General features: G+C 72.7%; 22 protein-coding genes. 21 read left to right on the top strand and 1 reads right to left on the bottom strand.

Annotated elements, in window-relative coordinates:
• Positions 1 to 82: 82 nt before the first annotated feature.
• Genes nuoH through WMF45_RS41810 form a run of 3 tightly spaced genes read left to right on the top strand, consistent with a single transcriptional unit; the run spans position 83 to position 5,044 of the window.
• The gene (gene nuoH / locus WMF45_RS41820; protein ID WP_437711891.1) at positions 83 to 2,020 is read left to right on the top strand and encodes an NADH-quinone oxidoreductase subunit NuoH; all 1,938 of its coding nucleotides are present in this window, start codon (positions 83 to 85) and stop codon (positions 2,018 to 2,020) included.
• A 49-nt stretch (positions 2,021 to 2,069) separates the two neighbouring features.
• On the top strand, positions 2,070 to 3,878 hold the full coding sequence (locus WMF45_RS41815; RefSeq protein ID WP_437711889.1) for a hypothetical protein: 1,809 nt from the start codon (positions 2,070 to 2,072) through the stop codon (positions 3,876 to 3,878).
• Complete coding sequence (locus WMF45_RS41810; protein ID WP_437711887.1) at positions 3,875 to 5,044, top strand: trypsin-like peptidase domain-containing protein; 1,170 nt, start codon at positions 3,875 to 3,877, stop codon at positions 5,042 to 5,044. The genes WMF45_RS41815 and WMF45_RS41810 overlap by 4 nt, the downstream gene beginning before the upstream one ends.
• Before the next feature lie 284 nt (positions 5,045 to 5,328).
• Here the strand turns inward: WMF45_RS41810 and WMF45_RS41805 are convergent, their stop codons facing one another.
• Positions 5,329 to 6,123: a hypothetical protein gene (locus WMF45_RS41805; protein WP_437711886.1), complete on the bottom strand. Its 795-nt coding sequence runs from the start codon at positions 6,121 to 6,123 to the stop codon at positions 5,329 to 5,331.
• A 968-nt stretch (positions 6,124 to 7,091) separates the two neighbouring features.
• On the opposite strand from WMF45_RS41805, the gene WMF45_RS41800 reads away from it, so the two are divergent.
• The 18 genes from WMF45_RS41800 (at position 7,092) to WMF45_RS41715 (ending at position 26,299) form a co-directional block, all read left to right on the top strand.
• Complete coding sequence (locus WMF45_RS41800; RefSeq protein WP_437711884.1) at positions 7,092 to 9,146, top strand: protein kinase domain-containing protein; 2,055 nt, start codon at positions 7,092 to 7,094, stop codon at positions 9,144 to 9,146.
• 35 nt (positions 9,147 to 9,181) lie between these two features.
• Positions 9,182 to 9,445 (top strand): hypothetical protein, encoded by a 264-nt coding sequence (locus tag WMF45_RS41795; protein ID WP_437711882.1) that lies wholly within the window; start codon positions 9,182 to 9,184, stop codon positions 9,443 to 9,445.
• The gene (locus tag WMF45_RS41790) at positions 9,438 to 10,145 is read left to right on the top strand and encodes a sigma-70 family RNA polymerase sigma factor (RefSeq protein ID WP_437711880.1); all 708 of its coding nucleotides are present in this window, start codon (positions 9,438 to 9,440) and stop codon (positions 10,143 to 10,145) included. Before WMF45_RS41795 ends, WMF45_RS41790 begins: the two co-directional genes overlap by 8 nt.
• Before the next feature lie 120 nt (positions 10,146 to 10,265).
• The gene (locus WMF45_RS41785) at positions 10,266 to 11,327 is read left to right on the top strand and encodes a hypothetical protein (RefSeq protein WP_437711878.1); all 1,062 of its coding nucleotides are present in this window, start codon (positions 10,266 to 10,268) and stop codon (positions 11,325 to 11,327) included.
• Positions 11,328 to 11,329: 2 nt separating this feature from the next.
• The gene (locus WMF45_RS41780) at positions 11,330 to 12,394 is read left to right on the top strand and encodes a PEGA domain-containing protein (protein WP_437711876.1); all 1,065 of its coding nucleotides are present in this window, start codon (positions 11,330 to 11,332) and stop codon (positions 12,392 to 12,394) included.
• 31 nt (positions 12,395 to 12,425) lie between these two features.
• On the top strand, positions 12,426 to 14,030 hold the full coding sequence (locus WMF45_RS41775; RefSeq protein ID WP_437711874.1) for a hypothetical protein: 1,605 nt from the start codon (positions 12,426 to 12,428) through the stop codon (positions 14,028 to 14,030).
• Positions 14,027 to 14,410: a hypothetical protein gene (locus WMF45_RS41770; RefSeq protein WP_437711872.1), complete on the top strand. Its 384-nt coding sequence runs from the start codon at positions 14,027 to 14,029 to the stop codon at positions 14,408 to 14,410. The genes WMF45_RS41775 and WMF45_RS41770 overlap by 4 nt, the downstream gene beginning before the upstream one ends.
• 123 nt (positions 14,411 to 14,533) lie before the next feature.
• Positions 14,534 to 15,319, top strand: a complete 786-nt coding sequence (locus WMF45_RS41765) for a PP2C family protein-serine/threonine phosphatase (RefSeq protein WP_437711870.1) — start codon at positions 14,534 to 14,536, stop codon at positions 15,317 to 15,319.
• Entirely contained in the window at positions 15,312 to 16,529 is a 1,218-nt protein-coding gene (locus WMF45_RS41760; RefSeq protein ID WP_437711868.1) for a hypothetical protein, read from the top strand. Before WMF45_RS41765 ends, WMF45_RS41760 begins: the two co-directional genes overlap by 8 nt.
• Positions 16,530 to 16,531: 2 nt before the next feature.
• Positions 16,532 to 17,602: a PEGA domain-containing protein gene (locus WMF45_RS41755; protein ID WP_437711866.1), complete on the top strand. Its 1,071-nt coding sequence runs from the start codon at positions 16,532 to 16,534 to the stop codon at positions 17,600 to 17,602.
• Between the two features lie 17 nt (positions 17,603 to 17,619).
• The gene (locus WMF45_RS41750; protein ID WP_437711864.1) at positions 17,620 to 19,209 is read left to right on the top strand and encodes a PGRS family protein; all 1,590 of its coding nucleotides are present in this window, start codon (positions 17,620 to 17,622) and stop codon (positions 19,207 to 19,209) included.
• A gap of 61 nt (positions 19,210 to 19,270) precedes the next feature.
• Positions 19,271 to 19,930, top strand: a complete 660-nt coding sequence (locus WMF45_RS41745) for a PEGA domain-containing protein (RefSeq protein ID WP_437711862.1) — start codon at positions 19,271 to 19,273, stop codon at positions 19,928 to 19,930.
• A 247-nt stretch (positions 19,931 to 20,177) separates the two neighbouring features.
• On the top strand, positions 20,178 to 20,963 hold the full coding sequence (locus WMF45_RS41740) for a PP2C family protein-serine/threonine phosphatase (RefSeq protein WP_437711860.1): 786 nt from the start codon (positions 20,178 to 20,180) through the stop codon (positions 20,961 to 20,963).
• The gene (locus tag WMF45_RS41735) at positions 20,956 to 22,110 is read left to right on the top strand and encodes a PEGA domain-containing protein (protein WP_437711858.1); all 1,155 of its coding nucleotides are present in this window, start codon (positions 20,956 to 20,958) and stop codon (positions 22,108 to 22,110) included. The genes WMF45_RS41740 and WMF45_RS41735 overlap by 8 nt, the downstream gene beginning before the upstream one ends.
• Before the next feature lie 32 nt (positions 22,111 to 22,142).
• The gene (locus WMF45_RS41730; protein WP_437711856.1) at positions 22,143 to 23,738 is read left to right on the top strand and encodes a hypothetical protein; all 1,596 of its coding nucleotides are present in this window, start codon (positions 22,143 to 22,145) and stop codon (positions 23,736 to 23,738) included.
• A gap of 138 nt (positions 23,739 to 23,876) precedes the next feature.
• The gene (locus WMF45_RS41725; RefSeq protein WP_437711854.1) at positions 23,877 to 24,230 is read left to right on the top strand and encodes a hypothetical protein; all 354 of its coding nucleotides are present in this window, start codon (positions 23,877 to 23,879) and stop codon (positions 24,228 to 24,230) included.
• A 311-nt stretch (positions 24,231 to 24,541) separates the two neighbouring features.
• The gene (locus WMF45_RS41720; RefSeq protein WP_437711852.1) at positions 24,542 to 25,318 is read left to right on the top strand and encodes a PP2C family protein-serine/threonine phosphatase; all 777 of its coding nucleotides are present in this window, start codon (positions 24,542 to 24,544) and stop codon (positions 25,316 to 25,318) included.
• 117 nt (positions 25,319 to 25,435) lie between these two features.
• On the top strand, positions 25,436 to 26,299 hold the full coding sequence (locus WMF45_RS41715; protein ID WP_437711850.1) for a helix-turn-helix transcriptional regulator: 864 nt from the start codon (positions 25,436 to 25,438) through the stop codon (positions 26,297 to 26,299).
• The last annotated feature ends 156 nt before the right edge of the window (positions 26,300 to 26,455 follow it).

Below are 26,455 nucleotides of genomic sequence, written 5' to 3'. Positions count from 1 at the left end.
ATTCTCGACCGCGCGAGCGGCGCGGTTTATAAGCGGCACCATGCGCGGATCTCCTCCCTGGAGAGCTCTCTCTCGAGGCTTCTTGCCGTGCCTCCTGGCCCTCCTCGCGCTGCTCGGCGCGGCCGGCTGCGCCGAGAGCAGGACGGCGCCCGAGCTCCTGAGCGTCGTCGACGTCGTGCCGCGCGAGGTCGACCTCGGCGACCGCATCGAGATCCTCGGGACCAACCTGCCGACCGCCGAGGCGAAGGAGGCGGTCGTCACGTTCCGCGGCACCCTCCGCCGCCCCGGCCAGGCGCCGCTCACCGGCCAGAGCATCGAGATCGAGGGCGCGCAGGTCAGCAGCACGAAGATCTCGCTCGTCTTCTCCGAGGGCCTGCAATCCCGCTTCGCCGGCCGCGGCGACGACGCGGTGCACACGACCTTCCACGGCGACGTGGTCGTCGAGATCCCCGCGACCGCGCAGGGGGCGCTCCCCGTGAACGGCACGGTGAGGGGCGTCACGATGGACTTCCTCCCGCCGACCCCGCGCCGCGCCGTCATCGAGGCGCGTGTGAAGGAGGGGGCGCGCGCGCTCGCGTTCTTCGGCGTCGAGGTCGCGGCCGAGTCGCCGCCCGCCGGCGGGCTCGTCGTGACGGGCGTGCGCGACGGGAGCCCGGCGAGCCAGGCAGGGCTCCAGCCCGGCGACGTCATCACGCGCTTCGAGGGCGTGAAGGTCCTCTCGAAGGCCGACGTGATCCCGAGCGGCCACGAGCGGCGGTCCGCGGTCGGGATCCGGCGGGGCGGCGCGACCCCGTCCGAGATCGAGCTCTCGACCGAGGGGTTCCACGCGAGCGCACCCACAGATCTGCTCGGCGCCGGGATCCTCCTCGGCGTGGCCGCCGCGATCATCCTGCTCTTCATGGCGCCGACCGCGGGGATCATCACCTGGGTCGAGCGCCGCGTCTCGGCGCGCATGCAGTCCCGCATCGGGCCGAACCGCGCCGGGCCGCAGGGCCTCCTCGTGTGGGTCGCCGACGGGATCAAGTCGATCATGAAGGAGGACGTCATCCCGGCCGAGAGCGACAAGGCGCTCTTCCGGCTCGCGCCCTACCTCGTGTTCGTCGGCGTGTCGGCCACGTTCGTCGTCATGCCGTTCGGCCAGTACCTCATCGCGGCCGACCTCGACATCGGGATCCTCTTCGTCATCGCCGTGACGTCGCTGGTCACCATCGGCCTCATGACCGGCGGCTGGGCGTCGAACAACAAGTGGTCGCTCCTCGGCGGGATCCGCTCGGCGGCGCAGATCATCAGCTACGAGATCCCCGGCGCTGTCGCGATCGTGTGCATCGTCATGATGACGGGCTCGCTGCGGCTCCAGGACATCATCGGCGCCCAGGGCGGCGCCGGGCCCTCGCTCCTCGACGTGGGCGGCTGGCCCTGGCACTGGTTCGTCTTCCGCAACCCGATCACGTTCGCGCTGTTCTTCCTGTATTTCACGACGGCGCTGGCGGAGGGCAACCGCGCGCCGTTCGACCTGCCCGAGGCGGAGAGCGAGCTCGTTGCCGGCTACTCGACCGAGTACTCCGGCATGCGGTACCTCTTCTTCTTCTTCGCCGAGTGGGCGAACGTCTTCGTGATGTGCGGCATCGCGAGCGCGCTCTTCCTCGGCGGCTGGCAGATCCCCGGCGTCTCGCCGGCCCAGCAGGAGGCGAGCTTCGGGCTCCAGCTCGTCGGCGTCTTCCTCTTCCTGCTGAAGAGCTGGGCTCTCGTCTTCGTGGTCATCTGGATCCGCTGGACGCTGCCGCGCGTCCGCATCGACCAGATGATGAACCTGTGCTGGAAGTGGTTCGTCCCGCTGTCGTTCGCGGCCTTCCTTCTGACGGCGCTCTGGATGGTGATCGGCGTCAGCAAGACGGTCCAGCTCGTCATCAGCGTCGTCACCTTCGCCGTCTGGGCGTACCTGTTCATCCACTTCATCCGCAGGGTCCAGCACAACCTGCGGGAGGCCAAGGTTGCGCTCCACCTGAATCCGTTCCTCTGAGCGCAAACCGCGGTGCCACCTCGGCCTTGCGCTGAGGTATGCTGTCGGCGTGGCGGTCCCCTCGAGCCCGGCCTCCGACTTCTGCTCCGCGTGCGGGTTCCCGCTGCGTGGGCCGCGGTGCGAGGCGTGCGGGGTGGACCGGTCGCCTGTGCTCTCCGCCTCGCGCAAGCCGCCCGCGGACGCGGACTGGGACGGGAGCTCGATCGACGCCTGGCGCACGCGCGACCCGGTGCGCTTCGTCGCGCACTGCGCCTCCGCGGAGGCCGGGGCGAGCCTCCAGGCGACGACGCTGCAGGAGGGCGTGGGGTGGATCGTTCCGCTCGGGGCGATGACGCTCTTCGTCTCGCTCGACGCCGCGAACGAGCGGGTCTCGATCGACGTCCCCGTCGTGCGCGTCGCGGAGCGGCACCGGGTGCCGCTGCTCAGGACGGCGCTGGAGCTGTCGAGCGGCCCCGAGCCGTTCCGGCTGTGCATGCGGGAGGATCTGCTGCTGCTCCGCCGCGTCGGCCGCGTCGCCGCCTTCACGCCGGAGGCGCTGCGCCAGGCGCTGCGCGAGAGCGGCGAGGCGGCGCAGCGGCTCGGGGAGACGATGGGCGCGTGGTTCGACGCGCGGCCGCCGTTCTCCGAGGAGCAGCGGACGAGCCTCACGTGGGCGTCCGCCGGCCGCGCCCGGCCGCTCAAGAGCTTCACGGTCCCGCCCGCGCCTGCCCGCCAGCAGAGCGCTCCGTCGGTGCGGGCCGGCGCGCCGGCGACGCCGGTCTCGGGGGCGCGGACGCCGCTCGAGGAGCTGGCGGCGTGGGCGGCGCCCCCCTTGCCGCGCCTGCCCGAGTCGGTCGCGCGCCCCATCCGCGACGCGGACGCGATCCCCGACATCCTGTCCCCGTCCCTGGCGTCGGCGCCGATGCCGGCGGCGGGCGCCGCGTCGTCGAAGAACGGCGGCGCGCCCGCGCCCAAGGCCGGCATCCTCCCGCCGGCGCACGACGCCGGCGCGGCGTCGAAGGCGATCGGCGGCGTCGCGAGCCCGGGGTCCGAGGGCGGCGCAGCGAAGCCGGCTCCGGGGAGCGCGGCGACGGCGGCGCCGCTGTCCGGTGAGCTGGCGGCGGCCGCAGAGACGTCGGCGCAGGTCAGCGATCGCCGCAGCGCGCGCACCGTGCCCTTTCGTCGCTCGTCCTCCATCATGGCGGCGACGCCGCTGTCGGTGCGCCCGCCCGCGCTGCCGGAGGTGGAGATCGAGCCTCCGTCGCGCCGGAGCATCCCCTCCCGCCCGGAGTCGGCGAACGCGGCGGCCGATCGGTTCTGCCAGCTGCTCCGGGACGCGCAGGTGCTCGGCGCGGCGCTCAGCTTCCAGGAGCGGCCGGGCGTCATGGTGCTCCTCATCCGGTGCACGGTCTTCCGCGCGATCTACGAGCACGGCGAGGCGATGCCCGACGCGGTGGCGCACCTCTACCGCTGCACGGCGGCCGCGACCCGCGAGCTCATCCAGGCCGAGGGCGGCGCGCGCCGCGGGAACACCGCCGGCGTCGCGGAGCCGGCGCTCCTCGCGATGGAGCGGCTCGTGGCGGTGCGCGGCCAGGTGCCCGAGGAGAAGCCGCTCCACATCGATCCGCTCACCACGGCGGCGCTCGCGCGCGAGCACCTCGGCCGCTACCTGCGCGAGATCGAGCGCGCGCCGGCCGACCCGATGCTCCGCCACTTCCTCGCGATAGGGGCCCTGTCCGAGCTCCTCGTGCGCACGAAGCTGCCCGCCAAGACCGAGCAGCGGCTGCGCGACATCGTCGCCTACGCGCAGCGGGACGGCGCCAAACCCGGCACGATCGAGCTCCTGATGACGGCGCTCTCGAGGATCGTCGCGCAATGACGTCGCAGCTGGCGCCGCACGGCGACGGCGATCTCGCGCTGCTCCATGAGCGCGTCGCCCGCGCCCGCCGCTCGGTGGTGGCGATCCGCGCCGGCGCGCTCGTGACGACCGGCTGGGTGGCGCTCGGCAACGGCGTCGTGGTGGCGAGCCGGCGCGGGCTCGGTTACCCGACGGAGGTCGCGCTGACGTTCGAGGACGGGCGGGGCATGGCGGGGCGTGTGATCGCCGCGGACGTGGGCCGCGACGTGGCGCTCGTCGCGCCGGCCGAGCCGCCCGGCGTCGCGGCGCTCGCCGCCCGCGCGGCGGCCGAGCCGCGGCTCGGCGAGCGCGCCGCGGTGCTGAGCTGCCTCCCGGGGCAGAGCCTGCGCCTCGCGGTCGCGCGGGTCTGCCACGTGGCGCGCAAGGTCGACGGGCAGCTCCCGGCGTTCGAGCTCGACGTGGCGGCGCCCCTCGGCGCGCCGGTGCTCGATCCCGAGGGGAGGGTGATCGGCGTGGTCGCGGCGGTGTCCGGCGCGGCAGGGGAGCTCGCGGGTCACTGCGTTGTGGTCCCGGCGGGCGCGTTCCAGCCGCTGCTCGCCCTGGGGGATCGGCCGCTCGCGGAGCTCAGGGACCGGGCGCCGGTGTACCGCTGCCCGGCGTGCGAGGAGCCGTTCGACGTCGAGTGCGACCGGTGCCTGGGCTGCGGCCGCCTGCTGCCGCACGCGTACCCGCCGTGCCCGGCGCGCGCGGGCGTCGAGCGGGTGATCCGGCAGGGCCTGTCGGCGCTCGGGCTCATCGCCAACCGGGTGCGCGTCGGTCCGAGGGCGTGGCGCATCGCGCAGCGGCCGTACCCCACGGCGGAGACGGCGACGCAGGTGGACATCGAGATCGACGAAACGGGGCGCCTGCTGACGCTGCGCGCGCCGGTCGTGGGGCTGCCTGCGGCGAACCACGAGCCGTTCTACCGGTTCCTGCTCACGATGAACGACCAGACGACGGGGGAGTTCCGCGTGTCGCTCACGGGCGACGAGGTGTCGGCGTCGTGCGTGGCGTCGCTGGAGGGCTGCGCGGACCACGACGTGGCGCTGCTCATCGATGGGCTCGTGCAGATGGCCGACGAGTACCGGAGGACGCTGGCGGAGACGTTCGACGCGGCGCCCAGGTTCGAGTCGGCGGCGGGGCGCTGAGGGGCGCGGGTCGAAAGCTTCCGGCGCGCTCCGGAGGTCTCCGACGCGCTCCGGAGGCTTCCGGCGCGGAGGCGGGATGCGGAATTTGCCGGGAAACTCGTCCCCTGCGCGCGTCGGAGGGCGCCGGGGGCGCGGCGGACGCCGCTAAGTATGCGAAACTTCGTGTTCCGGAGCGCGTCGGAAGCTTTCAGCGCGCGTCGGAAGCTTCCGGAGCGCGTCGGAAGCTTCCGGAGCGCGTCGGAAGGTCTCACGGGCGCGCCGGAGGCGTTGATTTGTGAGTCGAGTTACTCGACGTCGATCGCGTGGGTCTCTTCGCCCGGCGATGTCGGCTGGGACGGCGTGGCCGTGGGCTTGCCGGGCTTGGGCGGCGCGGCGGTGGGCTTGCGCTGGCGCACCTTGCGGCTCGCGAGGCCGAGGCGGATGAGGTAGCCGCGCTTCTTGATGACGGCGCGGGCCGTCGTTGACCACTCGTCGAACCAGGAGCGCAGCTTGACGAGCGCTTCGCGCCGGCGCGCGGTCTCCGGGAGCTCGGCCTGCTCGGGCAGAGGGGATGTCGGGCCGAGCGCGACGTCGACGAGCCCCTGGAGGCGCTTGCGTTCGGCCTTGTCGAGGCTGCGAGTCGCGAGGAAAGCGACTGCCTTCTTGTCGCTCTGCTTCGTTCCGGCGCGGCCCGGGTCGGTGCCATTCTCGAGGGCATCGAGCCTTGCGAGGAAGGTGGCCACTCCCTGGACGGCGGCGGTGCCGGTGGAGGGCGCGAGGTCCTTGAAGACATAAGCGTTCACATCGGGGAAACGCCGGCGGAGCGCGGCGCCATGACGGGTGAAGTTGGGCTCGTCCCACTGATCGAGCTCCCCCGTCGCGGCGCGCTGCGCCCTGGCATCGTCGGTATCGGGCGGCGCGCCGATCTTGCGGGGAGCGGCGAGGACATCGAGGAGCAGAGTGCGGCCCTCCAGGATATCGTCATCGATCATCCCCGCCCCGGCCATCGACGTGCGAATCGCGGCGACAGCGCCGAGCCCCGTCAAGAACTTGGTGACGCGCTCAGGTGTGGTCTCGAGGACTTCGTCTGTGTAATCCATGCTGAGTTCCTCCCTGCCGACCGGGGGATCCGGACGGCGGCAATGAGAAGGGAAGTTACGGTGGTAGTTTCGGTGATGGCAAGAGCATTGTTGGGCGCTCGCAGTTGAGCGAACGTCCGTTTTTTTTGCTCTACCGGCTCGGCATGGTCTCGATAACACGACACGCGATGACACGCGATGACACGCGATAACACGCGATAACACGCGGCGGACCAAGCCGGAGAAAGCCACCCCTGCAGCCATGGCCTCCGAGCGTGCAGCCACGGCTCCCGCCTGCGCAGCCATGCCCTCGGGGAGCGCAGCCGCACCCGGAGGCGCCCATGGTTTTCCCGAGATCGATCACTTTTCTGAGAAATCCGCCGCGCAGGGTCGATGGTGCCCGTGGAAGGTAGGAGCGACGACCCCCTTCGGCTGTCACGCCCGGGATCCGTCGCCACCGCCGTCTCATTCCTGCGCTCATGCCCGCACTTGCTGGAGAGGAACCTGGCCGTGACCGCCCGCAGCTCGATCGAATGCCTGCTCGCGACCGTGCCCCTGGACAAGGCCCTTCGCGCCGGCGAGGGCGCCGCCGGTTCGCCGGGTCGCGTCGAGCCCCCTCCGGCCCCGCTGACCACCGAGCCGCTTCCTGTGTCGTTTCGCCCGGATTCGCCTCTTCCCTGGCAGCCGTCCCAGGCGACGCCCGCTTCCGTGGCGACGGTGCCGTTGCCCGTGGCGACGGCGCCGTTGCCATTCGCGCCGGTCGCATCGGCAGCCGTCACGCGACCTGTCGTGACGCGACCCCTCGTGATCGAGGTGCCCTGTCCTCCGGTCCGCCGGGCGCCGCGCTCCGGTCCGACGGAGGGGCGGGCGTCGTCCGCGCGGGCGCTCGCTCCGCGTCCGCCTGCGCGGGTGGCGAGCTGGCTCGCCGTCGCCGCGACCGCGGCGTTCTTTGGTATGGTCGGCGCGCTCTTGATGCGGGGGTGGCTTGGATGAGTCAGGGCGAGCTCAGCACGCGGGACGACGACGCCGGGACGTCCTCGCCGCCGGCGACCTATCTTCCGGGGAGCACCGTCGCGGGCCACAGGCTCGTGCGGGTGATCGGCGCGGGCGGCGTCGGCGTCGTCTACGAGGCGGTCCACGAGTTCACGCAGCGGCGGGTCGCGCTCAAGCTGCTGCTCCCGCATTACGCGAGCTCCGAGCAGGTGCGAGAGCGCGCCCACAAGGAGGCCATCGCGCTCTGCCGGCTGCGGCACAAGAACATCGTCGCCGTGCACAGCGCCGACACGCTGCCCGACGGCACGGTCTGGATCGCCATGGAGCTCCTGGAGGGCCAGTCGCTCCGCCGGATCTGCCAGGTGGAGTCGCCGCTGCCGATCGCGCGGGCGCTCCACATCGGGATCGAGATCGCCGACGGCCTCGCGGCGGCGCACGACCTCGGGATCGTGCACAGGGACGTGAAGCCGGAGAACGTGTTCGTCGACCGGCACGGCGAGGTCAAGCTGCTCGACCTGAACATCGCGAAGATCCGGGTCGACGGTCTGCCGAGCACCCGGCCGGGCCAGCGGTTCGGCACGACGGCGTACACGGCGCCCGAGGAGTGCTGGGGAGAGCCGTGCTCGCCGGCGAGCGATGTCTACGCGCTGTCGCTGGTGATCTACGAGCTCCTGGCCGGCCGTTACGTGTTCGCCACGGGCCGGGGGCTCTCGGGGATGCCCAGTGAGGGCCAGCTCGTCGCGGCGCACATGCTGCGGATGCCGGTGCCGGTGCACGAGATCGTGCTGTCGATCCCGGACTACGTCTGGCCGGTGGTCCAGACCGGCCTGGCGAAGCGGCCGGCAGAGCGCTTCAGGCACGCCGGCGCGGCGGCGAGCGCGCTCCGCGAGCTCCGGGAGCGCTACCTGTCGGACGTGCGCGCCGGCCGGCTCGCCGCGGGGCCGGACCCAGGGACGCCGGGGGCCCGGCGGGAGCACCACGGTCCGCGATCGCCCGAGCGGCTGAGCACGGCGCCGCAGCCCGACGAGAGCCGGGTGATCGTCCACGGGCCGGCAACCTCGGCCGAGCTCGGCGGGAGCGATGCGCGCGAGGGCGCGGACACGGCGCCGGCGGCGCGCGAGGGGGACGCGGCGCGTGCCGCGTGCGAGGGGGGCACGGCGCGGCCGGCGCAGCCTTCGGCTCCTCCGTCGCATCCGCCGACGAGCGCGCCGCCGGGGGCCGACCCGGGCTGGCCGCTGCTCGTGACCCCCGGGCCGGTCACGGTGCGATCGTCCCCGGGTGCCGAGGGAGCGAGCCTCGTGGGACCCGGCCTGCCGGCGACGGACCGCGTCGCCGACCGGCGCTGGCGAGCGCAGCTCCTGCGCCGCTGCGCCGTCGCGGCGGTGCTGGCGATCGCCGTCTCGGGCGCCGCGACAGCGCTGTACATCCATGTGCGCCGCGAACGCGCTGCGATGGCCGCCTCGGAGAGCAGGGCCGCGCCGGCCGCGTCTGCCGGCGGGGTCGTCGCGAGCGCGCCGGCGCCGCCGGCGCGCTCCAGCGCCACGCGCGCCACGCGCGCCGCCCACGAGACCGGGGCGCCGCCGGACGCGCGCGTGCCGGAGAGCGCAGCCGAGCCCCTCGGCGTCGAGGCGTCCGAGGCCGCGCTGTCACCTCCCGCCGAATCCACGGGAACGGCGGCCCGGCCGAGCGCGCCTGCGAAGTCGAGCGCGCCTGCGGAGGCGAGCGCGCCTGCGGAGGCGAGCGCGCCTGCGAAGGCGAGCGCGCCGGCGCAGGCGAAGGCGCCGCCGCAGACGAGCGTGCCGGCGCCGCCGAGCGCGCCGGCAACACGGGCGCGTCCGGTCGCGGGGGCGGCGCGCGCGCCCGCACGGCGCCCGTGGGACTGGCTGAAGACGTCGAAGGGGCGTGGCGGGCAGAAGGACATCTCCCCGGACGAGGAGGAGGACATCTACCCGATGCCCTCGAGCGGGCGCGCCCCGGCGCCGGCCCGGCCGGCACCGCCCCGGGAGAGACGACACGAGGAGCTGCCGTTCGGGAACAAGCCCAATTTCTGAGGGTGAGAGCAGCGAAGCGAGCAAGGAGCGAAGACATGCCGAACGACGAACCCAGCGCGGCCGATCCCTTCCTCGACGAGGTCGTCGAGCGGACGCTCGCGCGCTACCGCGGGATCGCGTCGCACGACGTGATCGAGACCATGCGCGAGCTGCTCGTGGAGGCGCTCACGGAGGACGAGGTCGGGCGGGACCTCCTGGAGCGCGCGCGGCCTCGCGCGGCGCCGCTCGGGAGCGGCGTGGCGGCCCGGGACGGCGCCGAGGAACCCCGGCGCAAGGCGGGGGGCGGCGAAGATGGCTGACCCCGAGGCGAGGCTGACGCCGGCGCAGCAGGCGCTCGCGGCGTCGGCGCTGCACGAGGTGAGCGGCGCGGCGCGCCGGCTTTCGCCGAGGCTGCGAAAGCACCTCTCGTTCGACGAGCTGATGTCGCTCGGCCGTGCGGGGCTCATCGAGGCGGCGCTCGCCTACGATCCGGCGCGGGACGACAGCTTCCCGCGCTTCGCGCGGCACCGCATCCGGGGCGCGATGCTCGACGGGTACCTCCGGGAAGCACGGGAGCAGGACCGGGTGGTCGCGCTCTGCCTGCAGGGCGGGTACGACTACATCGCGCGGCAGCGGCGGTACGGCGACGTGATGACCGACGTCGACGGCAAGGCGGAGGAGCGGCTCCTCGACCATGTCGACGGCCTCGCGGCGAGCGTCTTCGCGACGGCCGCCGGCGTGGCGACGCCGGAGACCGGAGAGGAGGCGCTGTCGCGGCGCGAGCGCCACGGCCGGGCGCACGCGCTGCTGCGGCGCACCCTGGAGCGGCTGACGCCGCGCGAGGCCGAGGTGCTGTCGATGCGCTACGTGGAGGGGCGGCCGCTCGCGGAGATCGGCGGCGCGCTCCGGATCCCGCACCCGGGCGCGTACCGGGTCCACGACCGGGCGATCGTGCGGCTCGGCAAGCTGCTGCGCGCGGCCGGGGTGACCGAGCCGCCGCCGCGCGAGGACGAGCTGTGAGCGGGCGGCGGGCGGGCCGATCGGCGACGGGTCGATCGGGGATGAGAAAGATGAGAATTCGCGCGCGCAGGGACGATGGATCGCGGTGAGGGGCCGGCGGCACGGACAGGAGGCGAGGCGGTGAAGGACGAGGACCGGGACGAGCGCGGGGAGCGCGAGGCGGAGGGAGGCGCGGCGAGCGAGCCGGACGCCGGCGCGCCGGCCAGCCCGGCGCCGACGCCGAGCCAGCTTGTGTCGCACCCTGCGTTCCGGACGGGGGTGCTCTACATCGAGCCGGAGCTGCGCGACGAGGTGGAGGCGTACTGGAAGGCGTACGCGGTGTGGGAGAGGACGAAGCAAGGGCCGCCGCCGCGTGAGCCGCGCGTGAACGTGCGGGTGGACCACGAGGAGAAGCCGAGCACGGCGGCGCGGCTGCGGGAGGCGATGGCACCGCGCAAGGGGGCGGCGAAGCGGGGCGGAGGGAAGAGCGGCGCGGAGAAGAGCGGAGGGGGGAGCCCGTGGGCGGCGGACGCGGCGGCAGCGGCGGCGGTGATCGACAAGAACGCGCTGCCGTCGGCGCACCGGCCGAGGAGCGAGGCGGCGGAGGAGAAGGACGGCGGCGAGACCGACGCCAGGCCGGGGATGGTGCGGCGCGCCGGGACGGTGGCGGCGATGCTGGCGCTGGCGGCGGGGATCGGGGCCGCCGCGATGTGCGGGGTGAAGGAGAAGGCGCCGGTGGAGAGCGCGGTCGCGCGGGACGCGGCGAGCGCTGAGCGCGCGATGCGCGAGGCGGCGGCGAGCGGCGCGGCAGCGAGCGGCGCAGCCGTGACAGGGAGCGACGAGCGCGCGGAGAGCGCGCCGCTGGCCGTCGAGGAGATCGCGGCCGAGGGAGCGCCGCCCGAGGCGTCCGCCGAACGCGCGGCGCCTGCGGTGATTTCCGATCGAGGTGAAGCAGCGCCTGCTGCGCGCCGAAGACCTGCGCCCGCGGTGCACGCGCCGGCGCCGAGGGTGCCCGAGCGGCAACCGCCGACGCGGCAGCCTTCACCGGTGAGGACGGCCGACACGCCGCCACCGGCACCCGTCACACCGGCACCACCCGCGACCGCGTCGACGGAGGCGCCGTCTTTGGCGCCTGCTGCCAGCGTCAACGCGTCCCGCGATCCATCGGCCATTCGCGCCTTCCACACGGAGCCGAAGTTCTGATCATGCCTAGCTACATTCGCCGCATCGCTTCTGTCGCCAGCTTTCTCGCGCTGCTCTCGACGACCGTGCCAGGCAGGACACAGCCGAGCACGGCGCCGCACGAGGCGGAAACCGTCGCGATGACCCAGCAAGCTCGAAAGCTGTTCAGAGAAGGCGTCGATGCCTTCGCGCAGTCCCGCTGGGCCGACGCGCGGGCCGCGTTCCTGGCGGCGCTGTCGCTGAACCCCCACTACACCATCCGCGGCAATCTGGGCGCAGCGGAGCTGAAGCTGGGCCGCCACCGCGACGCGGCGGAGCACCTGGCGAGGTACGTGCGGGAGATGGCGGAGGACGCGACGAGCACCGCGGAGGAGCGCGCCCGAGGGGAAGCGGCGTACGCAGCGGCGCGGGCGAAGGTGGGGACGCTGGTGGTGCGCACCAAGGTGGACGGGGCGCGTGTGTTTGTGGACGGCATATTGCGGGGGCTGACGCCGCTGGCGGATCCGCTGTTCGTCGAGCCTGGGGCGCACGCGATCTCGGTGGAGCACGAGGACTACGAGACGAAGAAGATGACGGTGCAGCTCGTGGCCGGCGCGCAGATCGAGGATGAGGTGGAGCTTGGGCAAAGATCGGCGGGTGCACCGCCGCCGAAGCGACCGGAGACCACCATGGCGCCGCTGGTCCGCGGCGCCGAGAAGCACGCCCGCGATCCGAGGACGGCGCTGCTGATCGGCGGCGCGGCGACGGCGGGGGCGGCGGCGGTGGCGGGGGTGGTGTTCACGGTGCTGGCGAACGCGAACGCCAGCGACGCGGAAGAGCAGCGAAGCCTGCTGCGCCAAGAGGGCGGCTTGGATGCGTGTAAGGCTCCGAGGGCACCTGCGCGATGCACGGAGCTGAAGGACGCCGTCGCCGCTCGCTACGACTTCAGCAACGCGGCGTTCTGGAGCTTCGTCGGTGCGGGGACGGTCGCGATCGGAACAGTCGTCTATGGCGTCGTCTCCCGCCCCCCGGTGAACGAGCAGCGCGTGCATGTAGTGCCTCTCGTCGGGTCGAACGGCCTCGGGATTGGAGTGCGCGGTGGCTTCTGAGCAGGGCGTAGGGGATCGAGGAGAGAGAAACATGCGTCGGACTGCTCGCTGTGGCTCGGTGATCCTTCTCGGGGTGATGGTTGCGGGCAGCCAGCCGCTGGGATGCTTCCCGTATGTGATGCCGGACGACTGCACGCTCACGCTCGTGTGCGACGTAGGCAGCGGTGAGGGCGGTGGAGGCGGCAGCGCCGCCGTGTGCGATGCGGACCCAACGGAGGACGCGAGCACGGTGACGGAGGAGTGCGCGGTGTTCGCGAGCGCAGGCGCCGAGCCTGGTGGGGATGGGACGAAGGCACAGCCGTACGCGTCGCTCGATGAAGCGATCGCGAACGCGAACGGCAAGCGGGTGCTCGCGTGCGCGAGCGGAGCGTTCGCGGAGAGCGTGACGATCGGAGCCGAGGTCGAGGTGATCGGCGGCTTCGACTGCGACGCCGGATGGATCTGGAGCGCCGAGGCACGCAGCGCGATCGAGGGGCCCGCGGATCGGATCGCGCTGACGCTGACGGAGGGCGCGAGCGGAGCGAAGGTGCGCAGCTTTGCGGTGCGCGCGGCGAGCGCGACGCTGCCGGGCGGGTCGTCGATCGGCGTGGCGGTGGCGGACATTGAGGCGGAACTCGCGCAGGTGGACGTGAGCGCGGGCGATGGGATGGACGGCGAGAACGGGACGACGCCGACCGAGGCGCCCGTGACGGGCGCGAGCGCAGAGGCGATGAAAGCGTCGAATGCATGCGTGGCGCCGAACCAGGTCATCGGCGGGACCGCGGGCGTGACGACGTGCGAGGACGGCGAGACGCGCGGCGGAGACGGCGGGACCGGAGGGATCACGGGGACAGAGGAGGGCAACGGGCAGGTGGGCCGGGATGGCGAGCCGATGCCGGACCCGAACCCGAACAACAAGGGGCTGGGCGGCACCGGTCAAACCGATGCGGCTGATGAGTGCAGGCGTGGAGAGGACGGCAAGAGCGGCGATGCCGGCGTCGCCGGCGTCGCTGGCAGCGATACGACGCTGACGCTGACCGGCATCGCGGGCGGCGACGGCGGCAACGGCACACTGGGGACCCGAGGTCAAGGGGGAGGAGGCGGGGGCGGCGCGAAGGCCGGCCTGTTCTGCTCGCTCAACTCCACCCTCGTCGATGGCGTGGGCGCGAGCGGTGGCGGCGGCGGAGCCGGCGGGTGCGGCGGCAAAGGAGGAGGCGGCGGCAAGGCTGGCGGGTCGAGCGTCGGCATCCTCAGCGTGGGCACGAAGCTGGTGCTGACGGACGTGACCGTCGCGGTGGGCAAGGCCGGCAAGGGCGGCGATGGAGCGAGCGGACAACCGGGTGCCCTTGGAGGTGCAGGTAGTGCCGGCGGTGACAGGTCGGGACAGGGCGATTCGAGGCGCGGCTGTCAGGGAGGAAATGGCGGTGACGGCGGTCGTGGGGGCTTCGGCGCCGGCGGTCGAGGCGGCCACGCCGTAGGCATCGCCTACGCGGCGGCCCCGGGCAAAGCGCCTGCGGTACAGTTCACCCCGGGCACGGCGGGCGACGGCGGCAACGCCGCGCCGGGCGGCCCGCCCGTGAGCGCCGGGGCGCCGGGGGCGAGCGGGGTTTGCCGGGATTTCACGGCGCAGGCGCCGTGTGAGGGGTCAACGCCATGAAGAACATGGCCCACATCCGCTCCCAGCTGCGAGCGGATCCGGCAGCCTCGCTCGATCCGTGGATGGATCCGGTGTGGTGCGCGACGACGCCGGAGGCGGAGAAGCAGCGGCTCGCGGAGAAGCGTGCCCGCCGGGTCATGGAGATCTATGGGGTCGAGGACCCCCGGATGGAGGCGCTGCTCGTGCGGCTGGCGAGCCAGGTGGAGCAGTGGGCTGCCGAGGAGCGAGCCACCACGCAGGAGGCGGACGGCGAGGCGTGGGTGAGCGCGGTGCCGGACAAGGGCGAGACGGAGCGGCGTAGCTCACGCCTGGCGCTGCTCGGCGCGGTGCTCTTCGTGCTGGCGTGGCGGTCGTGTGCGGCGTGGCGCTGGCAGCGCTGAGGTAGCGACGTAGCGAAGGCCGCGCGCGGCGCGGCCTTCTCAGATCCGAACGAACGCGCGCCGCGGTCTACGGCGCGCCATGGCTCGGCTCGTCCCGAAGACGAGCGCGCGAGGAGGACGAAGGTGTATCCACAGCTCGCCATCGAGGCAGCAGCGCAGTCGGACGTCGGCCGGCGACGGAGCCACAATGAGGACAGCTTCGCGGCGCTGCCTTGCCTCGGGCTGTTCATGGTGGCCGACGGCCTGGGAGGCAACGCGGCCGGAGAGGTCGCGTCCCGGATGGCGATCGAGGTGGTCAAGGGTTGCTTCGAAGCGGATGAAGACCTCGAGGAGACGTGGCCGTACGGCACGGGCAGCGCGCACGACCGGGACGAGGTGCGCCTGGTGATGAGCGTGCGGCGCGCCAACCGGGCGATCTACGACGCGAGCCAGCGGCAAGCGCTGCAGCGCGGGATGGCGACGACCTTCGCGGGCGTGCTGCTGGGGGCTGGAATGGCGTACATCGCGCACGTGGGCGACTCACGGGTCTACCGGATGCGCGGGGGCAAGCTGGAGCGGCTGACGCGGGACCACACGGTGCTGGAAGAGCTGCTGAGCGAGGGGGAAGGCGCGCTGGCCGCGCTGGAAGCGCTCAATGGCCGTGCGGACGCGGTGACGCGTGCGCTCGGGTGCGACAAGAGCGTGGAGATCGAGTCACGCGTGGAGCCGACGCAGCCGGGCGACATATTCCTCGTGTGCTCGGACGGGCTATGGGGCCCTGTGCCCGAGGCGCGGATCGAGGGAGTGCTGGGGAGGCACCGTGACCTGAGCCTCGCGGCGAGCCTGCTGGTCGACATCGCGAACGAGAACGGAGGGCCGGACAACGTGACGTGTGTGCTGGCGCGGCTGGGAGGTCTGGGAGGTGGCTGAGGTGGTTGCGAGGGAGGCACCCCTCCCGTCCCGCGCGGAGCGCGGGACGTGGGAGGGGCGGGCCGCGCGCAGGCGCGAAGCGCCGAGCACGGACCGGGGGTGGGCATCCATCCTTGTCCTGCTCCTGGTTCTCTTCTCTGCATCAATCCAGGACGAGGACCGGGACGAGCGCGGGGAGCGCGAGGCGGAGGGAGGCGCGGCGAGCGAGCCGGACGCCGGCGCGCCGGCCAGCCCGGCGCCGACGCCGAACCAGCTGGTGTCGCACCCGGCGTTCCGGACGGGGGTGATCTACATCGAGCCGGAGCTGCGGGACGAGGTGGAGGCGTACTGGAAGGCGTACGCGGTGTGGGAGAGGACGAAGCAAGGGCCGCCGCCGCGCGAGCCGCGCGTGAACGTACGGGTGGACCACGAGGAGAAGCCGAGCACGGCGGCGCGGCTGCGCGAGGCGATGGCGCCGCGCAAGGGGGCGGCGAAGCGGGGCGGAGGGACGAGCGCCGGGGAGAAGAGCGCCGGGGAGAAGAGCGGCGCGGAGAAGAGCGCCGGGGGGAGCCCGTGGGCGGCGGACGCGGCGGCAGCGGCGGCGGTGATCGACAAGAGCGCGCTGCCGTCGGCACACCGGTCGAGGAGCGAGGCGGCGGAGAAGACCGACGCCAGGCCGGGGATGGCGCGACGCGCCGGGACAGTGGCGGCGATGCTGGCGCTGGCGGCGGGGATCGGGGCCGCGGCGATGTGCGGGGCGAAGGAGAAGGCGCCGGTGGAGAGCGCGGCGCGGGGGTCGACGCCGGAAGCGGCGGCGAGCGGGGAGCGCGCGACGAGCGCGGCGGCCGACGCGGCGAGCGAGGCGGCGGCGCCGCGCGGCGAGAGCACGGCGAGCGAAGCGGCTGCCGTCGCGGCGAGCACATCGGGGCACGGAGCACTCGAGGCGCCCGTCGAGCGCGCGGCGCCCGTCGTGACCGCGGATCGGAACGAAGTCGCGGGCGCAGCGCGCCGGAGGCCGGCGCCGGAGGCGCCCGCGCCGGCACAGAGGGCGCCCGCGGCGCAGCCGCCGGAGCGACAGCCTTCACCCGCGACGGCGCCCGACGCGACAGCTCAGGCGCCGGTCGAGTCCGCTGTATCGGCGTCAGCGCCGGGCCCGAGTTCTGCGGCTGGAGGAGACCAACCTCGCCCGATATCCGAACCGTACGTCTTTCAACCCAAGCTCAAGTACTGACCATGACCCTTCGTCGCTCCGCATCCATCGCCAGCGTCTTCGCCGTGCTCGCATCGAGCTCGCCGGGCCTCGCAAGGCCGCCCGAGCAGCCGCGCGCAGCCGTCACGGCAGCCATGACCGAAGAGTCTCGAAAGCTCTACCTGAACGGCGTACAGGCGGCCTCGGAATCGCGCTGGGAAGCCGCGCACGCCATGTTCCTGGCAGCGCGCGCGCTGCACCCCCACTACACGATCGACGGCAACCTGGCGGCATGCGAGCTCCAGATGGGCCGATACCGCGACGCCGCCGAGCACCTGGCGCGATACCTGCGCGAGCTGAAGATGGACGCGACGAGCACCGCGGAGGAGCGCGCACAAGCTGAGGCGGGCTACGCGAAAGCACGCGCGAAGGTCGGCGCGGTGATCCTGCAGGCGAACGTGGAGCGCGCCGCGGTGCTGGTCGACGGGGTGCAGATGGGAACGACACCGATGGTCGATCCGCTGTTCGTGGAGCCGGGAAAGCACACCGTGACGCTGGAGCGTGTGGGATATGTGACCGAAGAGCGCACGGTCGACGTGGGAGCCGGGGGTGAGATCGCGTCGACGGTGACGCTGCGCAAGCCGGCGGAGTCTGGTGGTGCAGCGGCGCCGCTGGCGGCGAGAGAGGCAGGGCCGACGAAACTCCCCGATCCATCGATGGTTCCGCCGGAACGGCGGAGCTGGGTGCCGGCGATCGCTCTGGGTGCAGCAAGCGTGGTGGGGCTCGGCGTGGGCGTGGGCATGACGGTGGCGTCGAACGACGCGAGCGCCGACGTGGACCGGCAGACGAAGGAGATCCACGGCGCAGGGGGACAGTGCGCCAAGCCGATCGATGCATTCGCCGCGCGATGCGCGGAGCTCCACCGCACCGGCACGCGCGCTGACGCCTTCGGCAATGCAGCGCGGGTGGCGTATATCGCAGGCGGAGCGCTGGCCATCGCGACGGTGGGGTACGCACTCTGGCCCTCTAGAGAGCCGAGCCGCCCGGCAGGGGTGCGCGCGCGGCTCGAGGTGCTGAGCGACGGCATGGGAGTCGGTGTGGTGGGCGTGTGGTGAGCGTGAGAGGCGACGCGATGAAGAAGCGATGGATGCAATGGGGGGCGGGGTGTGCAGCGCTGCTGCTCAGCTCCGCTGGCTGTGAGAGCTTCTGGAGCCACATTGCCGACGACTGCGAGCGGATGCTGACGTGCGCGCACTTCCTTCCGGACGGGGATGGAGGCAGCACGCCGTCGAGTTGCGTGCCGAGCGCGGCCGGCGACGAGATCGCCGATACGTGCGGGGTGTTCGTGTCGACGGGCGGCGACGACGAGAACGCCGGCGCGAAGAGCGCTCCGGTGAAGACGCTCGCCGCAGCGCTCGCACTCGCAGAGCAGAGCCGTACGCGGCGGGTGTATGCGTGCGCGGAAACGTTCGAGGAAGCGGTGGAGGTCAAGAGCGGGGTGACGCTCTTCGGCGGCCTCGACTGCGCGAACGGATGGACCTGGATCGGCGAGGAGAAGAAGACGATCGTGGCGCCGGGCGTGGAGGCGATCCCGCTGAAGCTGGTGCGAGGCGATGGCACCGTGCGGATCGAAGACGTGTCGGCGCACGCCACGGATGCGCAGGCGGCAGGAGGCTCGTCGATCGCGGTGCTCGTGGACGGCGCGACGGTCGAGCTGGCGCGGTGCGAGCTGATCGCAGGCAATGGGGCCAACGGCGCGGATGGAGAGGACGCGCCGAGCGAGGCGGCGATGCAGGGGCCGCGAGGAGAGGACGGAGCCAACGCATGCAGCGATCTGGATGCGTCGGGCGCACCGGATGAGACGCTCGCAGGAGGAGCTCAGGTCGAGAGCGCGTGCGGCGTCGATGCGCTGTCGATCGGTGGCGAGGGCGGCGGTGGCAAGGTGAGCAATGGCGGCGGCGGCGATGCTGGCCAGATCGGGATCGAGGGACAAGGCGGCGCCGGAGAACCCGCCTCCGCCACATCCATGTGGAACTGTGGCGCTATTCCGAACGATCCGAACAAAGGAGGCGGCAGTGCTGGCAGCAACGGCACCGCCGGCCCCCACGGCGCCGGCGCCAGCGGCCTCGGCGCGCTGAGCGCCACCGGCTACACCGGCGTGCTCGGCGGCGATGGCACGCCCGGCACGCCCGGCCAGGGCGGCGGCGGTGGTGGCGGCGCCAAGGGCGGCCTCATCTGCGGAGGTGGCGCGACCGGAGCGGGAGCCAGCGGTGGCAGCGGCGGCGCGGGTGGCTGCGGCGGACTGCCCGGAAAGGGCGGCCGTTCGGGCGGCGCCAGCATCGCCCTCGCCAGCATCGACGCCTCCGTCACCCTCATCGACTGCACCCTCACCGCCGGACGCGCAGGCAACGGTGGCAAGGGTGGCAATCTCCAGCCTGGAGGCGCCGGCGGCGTCGGCGGACTCGGAGGCATGGGCGTCGGTGGATCGAAGAACGCATGCGATGGCGGCAGGGGAGGCCAAGGAGGCAACGGCGGTCCCGGCGGCGGCGGCCTCGGCGGCCCCTCGCTCGCAGTCGCGTTCCGTGGTGAGCCGGTGAAGCAGGAAGGCACGACGATGCTGACACCCGGTACCCCGGGCGCCGGGGGCCTCGGCGGCAGCAACAACGTCGCGAGCAACGCCGGAGCCGAGGGCGTGACGGCTGCGGAACAGGAGCTTCCGTGAGCGCTCTGGCACGACCGCACCGTGCGGTGGTTCGAAGGCAACACGTGGACGGAGGGCAGCGATGAGCACGCTGAGCCGCAAGGCATGCGGCGCACAGGCACAAGGCGCCGAGCACCGCTGGGGCGTGGGACTCTCTCCTCTCGCACCGCCACCGTTTGCCATCCTCGTCCTGGCCGCCGGAGTTGCCCTCGTCGGATGCGCCGTCCGGCCCGCGGACGTCCCGGCGACGCCAACGCCCGCGTCGTCGTCCCTGCAGGAAACGCCCGCGGAGAGGACGGAGCTGGAGGGACGCGCGAGCTGCTGGCGCGTGGACATCCCGAGGGAGCCAACGTGGCAGTCCTCGTCGCTGAAGCAGACGCCCACGGAGACGACGGCGCGGCTGGAGCAGGCCATGGTGACACTGGACGAAGTGCTGACCAGGGTCGTGATCCTCAACCTGGTGACCGTGCCAGAAGGCGCGCAAATGACCGTCGATGGGTGCGTGAGAGGGCGGAGCCCGCTCTTGTATAAGGTGTTCCTGGAGCCGGGGCGGCACGTGATTGAAGCGGACCTCCGGGGCTACATGCCGACGCTGCATGTCATCGAGACGACGGCGGGCGAGACGCTGGGGCTGACGGTGGAACTGCGTCCGTCGCGTACAGAAGTGCTCCCCCACGAGGGATGCACGGAGAAGCAGACGCTGCCTGTGGAGCGCCGCATGCTCGAGACTTTGGAGCGTTGATGGAGTGAGCGCGCAGCCTCGATACGCCGAGGCGGTGCGCGTGAGAGGTAACGGCGTCGCGCGAGAGCCGATCGAGCGCGACGGGTGATCGAGGCGAGAGCATGCTCCGCCATGGCAGCGGAGCGGTAGCGATGTAGCGAAGGCCGCGCGTGGCGGGGCCTTCTCAGATCTAGAGGAACGCGCGCCGCTGTCTACGGCGCGCCATGGCTCGGCTCGTCTCGAAGACGAGCGCGCGAGGAGGACGATCGTGTACCCACAGCTCGCCATCGAGGCGGCGGCGCACTCGGACGTGGGCCGGCGGCGTAGCCACAACGAGGACAGCTTCGCGGCGCTGCCGTGCGTGGGGCTGTTCATGGTGGCTGATGGGCTCGGCGGCAACGCGGCCGGCGAGGTCGCGTCGCGGATGGCCATCGAGGTGGTCAAGAGCTGCTTCGACGTGGACGAGGATCTCGAGGAGACGTGGCCGTACGGCACGGGCAGCGCGCACGACCGCGACGAGGTGAGGCTGGTGCTGAGCGTGCGGCGCGCGAACCGGGCGATCTACGAGGCGGGCCAGAAGCGAGAGGCGGTGCGCGGCATGGCGACGACCTTCGCGGGCGTGCTGCTCGGGGCGGGCATGGCGTATATCGCGCACGTGGGCGACACGCGGGTCTACCGGCTGCGCGGCGGCAAGCTGGAGCGGCTGACGCGGGACCACACGCTGCTGGAAGAGCTGCTGAGCGAGGGGGAAGGCGCGCTCGCGGCGCTGGAGGCGCTCAATGGCCGTGCGGACGCTGTCACACGCGCGCTGGGGTGTGACAAGAGCGTGGAGATCGAGTCACGCGTGGAGGCGACGCAGCCAGGCGATCTGTTCCTCGTGTGCTCGGACGGGCTGTGGGGCCCAGTGCCCGAGGCGCGGATTGAGGGCGTGCTGGGGAGGCACCGTGACCTGAGCCTCGCGGCGAGCCTGCTGGTCGACATCGCGAATGAGAACGGAGGGCCGGACAATGTGACGTGTGTGCTGGCGCGGCTGGGAGGTCTGGGAGGTGGCTGAGGTGGTTGCGAGGGAGGCACCCCTCCCGTCCCGCGCGGAGCGCGGGACCTGGGAGGGGCGGGCCGCGCGCAGGCGCGAAGCGCCGAGCACGGACCGGGGGTGGGCATCCATCCTTCGTCGTGGCGCGCCGATCGCCAGCTTCGTGGCCGTGGTGTGCTGCGCAGCGCCGGGCAGGACGCAGCCGGGGGAGGCGGAGACGGTGGCGATGACGGAGCAGGCACGGAAGCTGTTCAAAGAGGGGGTGGCAGCGTTCAAGCAGTCGCGCTGGGCGGAGGCGCGGGCGGCGTTCCTGACGGCGCTGGCGCTGAACGGCCACTACACCATCCTCGGCAACCTGGCCGCGGCGGAGCTGAAGCTGGGCCGTTATCGGGACGCGACGGCTCACCTGGCGAGGTGCGTGCGGGAGATGGAGGAGGACGCGACGAGCACGGCGGAGGAGCGCGCCCGAGGGGAAGCGGCGTACGCAGAGGCGCGGGCGAAGGTGGGGGCGCTGGTGCTGCACACGAACGTGGACGGTGCGCGCGTGTTCGTGGACAGCACGTGGCAGGGGGTGATGCCGCTGGCGGATCCGCTGTTCGTCGAGCCGGGGGCGCACACGATCTCGGTGGAGCGCGAGGACTACGAGACGAAGAAGACGACGGTGCAGTTCGGGGCCGGTGGCACGCTCGAGCACAGGATGCCGATGGAGCGGAGACCGGCGGGCACACCGGCGCCGAAGGCACCGGAGACGACCGCGGCTCCGGCGCCTGCGCTGCGCGAGGGGGCGGACGATGGCGGGCCGCGCCCGGAAGTGCTGATCGCGGGCGGGGCGGTCGCTGGCGCGGGCGTGATCGCGGGGGTGGTCCTGACGGCGCTCGCGGTCGGGCGGGGCGGCGACGCGGACACGCAGCGCGAGACGGTTGTGCGCGACGATGGACCGGCGGCGTGCGCGGTGGAGACGCCGCGGTGCGCGGTGCTGCGCGAGACGCTGGAGGGCGCGGCGGACCTGAAGAACGCCGCGCTGTGGACCTTCGTGGGCGCGGGGGCCGTGGGGCTCGCGACCGGGGCGTACGCGCTCTGGGCTCCCAGGGCGCCGCGCCCAGCGGTCATGGCAGCGCCCGTCGTGACCGCCGGCGGCGGCGCGCTCGTGATCCGGGGGGCGTGGTGAGGGACGAAGGAAGGCGCGAGGAGGTTCGACGCATGCGTCAGTGGCGCGGGCTGATGGGCATCACGGCGGTGCTCGCCGGTGCGGCGATGGTGCCCGGCACGGGGTGCGTGTTCGGCGTGGACTACAACGACTGCACGGTCTTCCCGGGCGCGGCGTGTGGCGACGGCGACGGCGGTGGCGGTGGCAGCGACGTCGCGTGCGATGCGGACCCGACCGAGAACGCGAGCACGGTGACGGACCAGTGCGCGGTGTTCGCGAGCGCGAACGCGATGCCGGGCGGCGATGGAACCAAGGCAAGGCCGTATGCATCGCTCGCGGAGGCGATCGCCAGCGCGAACGGCAAGCGCGTGCTCGCGTGCGCGAGCGGAACGTTCGCGGAGAGCGTGACGATCGAGACCGGCGTCGAGGTGATCGGGGGCTTCGATTGCGCGACGGAGTGGACGTGGAGCGCCGAGGCGCGGAGCGCGATCGAAGGGCCCGCAGGACAGATCACGCTCACGCTGACGGAGGGCGCGAGCGGGGCGAAGGTGCGCAGCTTCGCGGTGCGCGCGGCGAGCGCGACGGAGCCGGGCGGCTCGTCGAACGGCGTGGCGGTGGCGGACGTCGAGGCGGAACTCGCGCAGGTGGACGTGACTGCGGGCGACGGGATGGACGGCGAGAACGGGGTGACGCCGATCGACGCACCCATGGCCGGCGCGAGCGCGCCGGCGATGAAAGCGTCGAACGCGTGCGCGGCGCCGAACCTGGTCATCGGCGGGACCGCGGGCGCGACGACGTGCGAGGACGGCGAGACGCGCGGCGGAGACGGCGGCACCGGAGGGATCACGGGGACAGAGGAGGGCAACGGGCAGGTGGGGCGGGATGGCGAGCCGATGCCGGAGCCGAATCCGGAGGCGTACGGGCTCGGGGGGCGCGGCCAGAGCGATCCGCAGGGAACCTGTCGGGAGGGGGCGCCCGGTTCGCCGGGTGCGTCTGGCGGTCCCGGGTCGGCCGGCAGCGGCACGGCGCTGACGCTCGCCGGAATCAGTGGCGGAGATGGCGGCCAAGGCATGCCGGGCGGCCGTGGTCAAGGGGGCGGCGGCGGCGGTGGCGCCAAGGCAGGGACGTTCTGCTCGCTCGACACGACGCTCGTCGATGGCGTGGGCGCGAGCGGCGGCGGCGGCGGGGCCGGCGGGTGCGGCGGTAAAGGAGGAGGCGGCGGCAAGGCCGGTGGGTCGAGCATCGGGATCCTCAGCCTCGGGACGAAGCTGGTGCTGAGGGGCGTGACTGTCACGGTGGGCAAGGCGGGCAAGGGCGGCGATGGCGCGGCAGGCAAGGCTGGCGCGGCCGGTGGAACAGGCGCTGCCGGCGGGGAAAGCTCCGGACAGGGCGATTCGAGGCGCGGCTGTCAGGGAGGAAATGGCGGTGACGGCGGTCGTGGGGGCTTCGGCGCTGGCGGTCGAGGCGGCCACGCCGTGGGCATCGCCTATGCGACGGCTCCGAACGAAGCGCCGGCGGTGCAGTTCACCTCGGGCACGGCGGGCGACGGCGGCAGCGCAGCACCCGGTGGTCCGACGGAGAGCGCCGGGGCGCCGGGCGCGAGCGAGGTGTGCTGGAGCTTCGCGACCGGCAAGAGCTGCGGGCAGTGAGAGAAATCGTGTCTTCCAGCGAGAATCTCCGACCGCTCAATGCAAGTCCGCGTAATGTGGACGGTTTTTGTCAGAGAGCCGTAGCCGAGCGGCTTCGTCGACGGCACAATGGGCGGCCTCACGCCAGAAGGAACGCCCATGGCCAGACGTCAGCCGATCAACACCAAGAACATGCCCCGCTCGGGAAACGTGATCCACGTGAGTGCGAGGGAGATGTGGGAGCTCGCGTGGTTGCGGAAGCTGGGTCTCGAGGACATCGAGTGGGACGCGGCTCGCTATTGCGAGCACTGCAGAGCGGAACGCGCCGCTCAAGAGGAAGAGCTGGAGGAGATCGCGCCGCCCTCCGGGATGCGGTTCAACTTGCTGATATCGGACGATGGCGAGGACAACGCGCCGTCCGCCAACGCTCCACGGACGCGCAGCGAGAGCAACGGCAAGCCGATATCGCTCACGCTCGTGCGGCCGCGTCGTCCGGACTACACGGAAAACTGATCGACGGGGGTGGGAGCGCCGCGCGCGCTCTGAGGATCCACGGCAGCACCGCGGCGCGCCGCCCCGGACGACGGCCCGCGCCCTGTCATCGCAGCGCGCCAGCGAATCCGCTCGTCCTGCGACGGGTGCGGACGATGGATTCTCGTGTGCGGCGTGGCGCTGGCTGCGCTGCGGCTGCGCTGAGGTAGCGATGTAGCGGAGCCGCGCGCAGCGCGGCTTGGTCTCGGTCAGGAGCAGAGGAACGCGCGCCACCGTGTGCGGCGCGCCATGGCTCGGCTCGTCCGGAAGACGAGCGCGCGAGGAGGACGATCGTGTATCCACAGCTCGCCATCGAGGCAGCGGCGCATTCGGACGTGGGCCGGCGCCGTAGTCACAACGAGGATAGCTTCGCGGCGCTGCCGTGCCTGGGCCTGTTCATGGTGGCCGATGGGCTGGGCGGCAACGCGGGCGGCGAGGTGGCGTCGCGGATGGCGATCGAGGTGGTCAAGAGTTGCTTCGACGTGAACGAGGATCTCGAGGATACGTGGCCGTACGGCACGGGAAGCGCGCACGACCGGGACGAGGTGAGGCTTGTGCTGAGCGTGCGGCGCGCGAACCGGGCGATCTATGAGGCGAGCCAGCGGCGGGACGAGGTGCGCGGGATGGCGACGACGTTTGCGGGGGTGCTGCTCGGCGGCGGCATGGCGTACATCGCGCACGTGGGCGACTCGCGGGTGTACCGGATGCGCGAGGGGAAGCTGGAGCGGCTGACGCGGGATCACTCGCTGCTGGAAGAGATGCTGGACGACGACGATGGTGCGCGGGAGGCCGTCGAAGCGCTGAGCGAGCTGGCGAGTGTAGTGACTCGGGCGCTGGGGTGCGACAAGAGCGTGGAGATCGAGTCTCGGGTGGAGGCGACGAAGCCGGGCGATCTGTTCCTCGTGTGCTCGGACGGGCTGTGGGGCCCGGTGCCCGAGGCGCGGATCGAGGGCGTGCTGGGAAGGCACCGGGACCTGGGCCTGGCGGCGAGCCTGCTTGTGGACATCGCGAACGAGCACGGCGGGCCGGACAACGTGACGTGCGTGCTGGCGCGGCTGGGAGGCGGGTGACGTGCGCGCCGTGGCAGGCGCGACGAGCGGCGGATGTGAGGGGATGCCTTGGTCGGGCAGCACGAGGCCTGGCTCCGCCGTACAGCGGACAAGAAAGCTCACGGTCGAGGAGGGAACATGGAGGACATGGTGGGTGCAATGTGGCTCGTCTCGCCGCTCGGGCTCGCGATGATCGCGTGCGTCGCGATCGGCTTCGCGGTCACCGCGCGCGAAGCGCTGGGACGAGAGCGCGGGCTTCGTGAGGCGCGCGAGCACGCGCACGATGAAGAGGAGGCAGCCCTCACCGATGCGAAGGCGCAGGCAGCGGGGGAGCGGGACCGCTACCGGCGCCTCGTGGACTGTCACGTCGATGCGGCGCTCGCCGAGCAGAGCGACGTCCGAGGGCGCCCGGTCCCCTGGCCGGGAAGGGTCCTCGAGTCGTTCTGTGCGACGACGCCTTCGTGGAGGAGAAAGCTGGCCGAGTGCACGGGGTTGGAACCGAGGGAGGTGGAGCGGCTGCTGAGGAGCGACCTGCCCATGACGCCCGGCCTCGCGCGGCAGCTGGAGGCCTTCACCGGCACGCCGGCGCGGTACTGGGAGCGCCTGTGGCGGCTGCACGAGGACCGCCGAACGGACGCGGAGGATACCGTGGTGGTCCAGGTCGGCGAGCCCGTCACCAAGCGCGAGAGCTCGGCGTCGCCGCCTACGTCGACGGTACCTCCCCGCGCGCTCGATACTCCTCCGCCCGTGGTGCCGTCTCCCGAGCTCGCGACCAGGAACCCGCGGGCGAAGTTCCCGCCGCCTCCAGCGCCGCAGCTCCGGCCACCGCGCCCTGTCCGTGCCGTCGCCGGGGAAGAGCTCACCCGTCGTGCTGCCACCCTGACGAGCTTCCCGATACAGCCCGACGAAGGAGGGGCGAGCGCTGCCAGTGCGTCCGATTGGGAGGAAGCAGAGCGCTCTCCCCTGAACACGACACTCCCGGGCGTAGGGCGCCATGGGTGAAAAGATCTCTGCCTCCGGGCTCCCTGGCCGGACGCCTGGTGGCTGGGAGTATGGCGGACCAGACAACGTGACATGCGTGCTGGCGCGGCTGGGAGACGGGTGACGTGAGCGGGAATTCTATGACAATCGAGGCAGCGGCCTGCACACGCCAGCGTC

It is taken from the genome of Sorangium sp. So ce448 (assembly GCF_051520915.1).
In the GTDB taxonomy this organism is placed as follows: domain Bacteria; phylum Myxococcota_A; class Polyangia; order Polyangiales; family Polyangiaceae; genus Sorangium; species Sorangium cellulosum_B.
The sequence above is the reverse complement of the archived record's forward strand: the minus strand, read 5'-3'. Positions and strand labels throughout refer to the sequence as shown.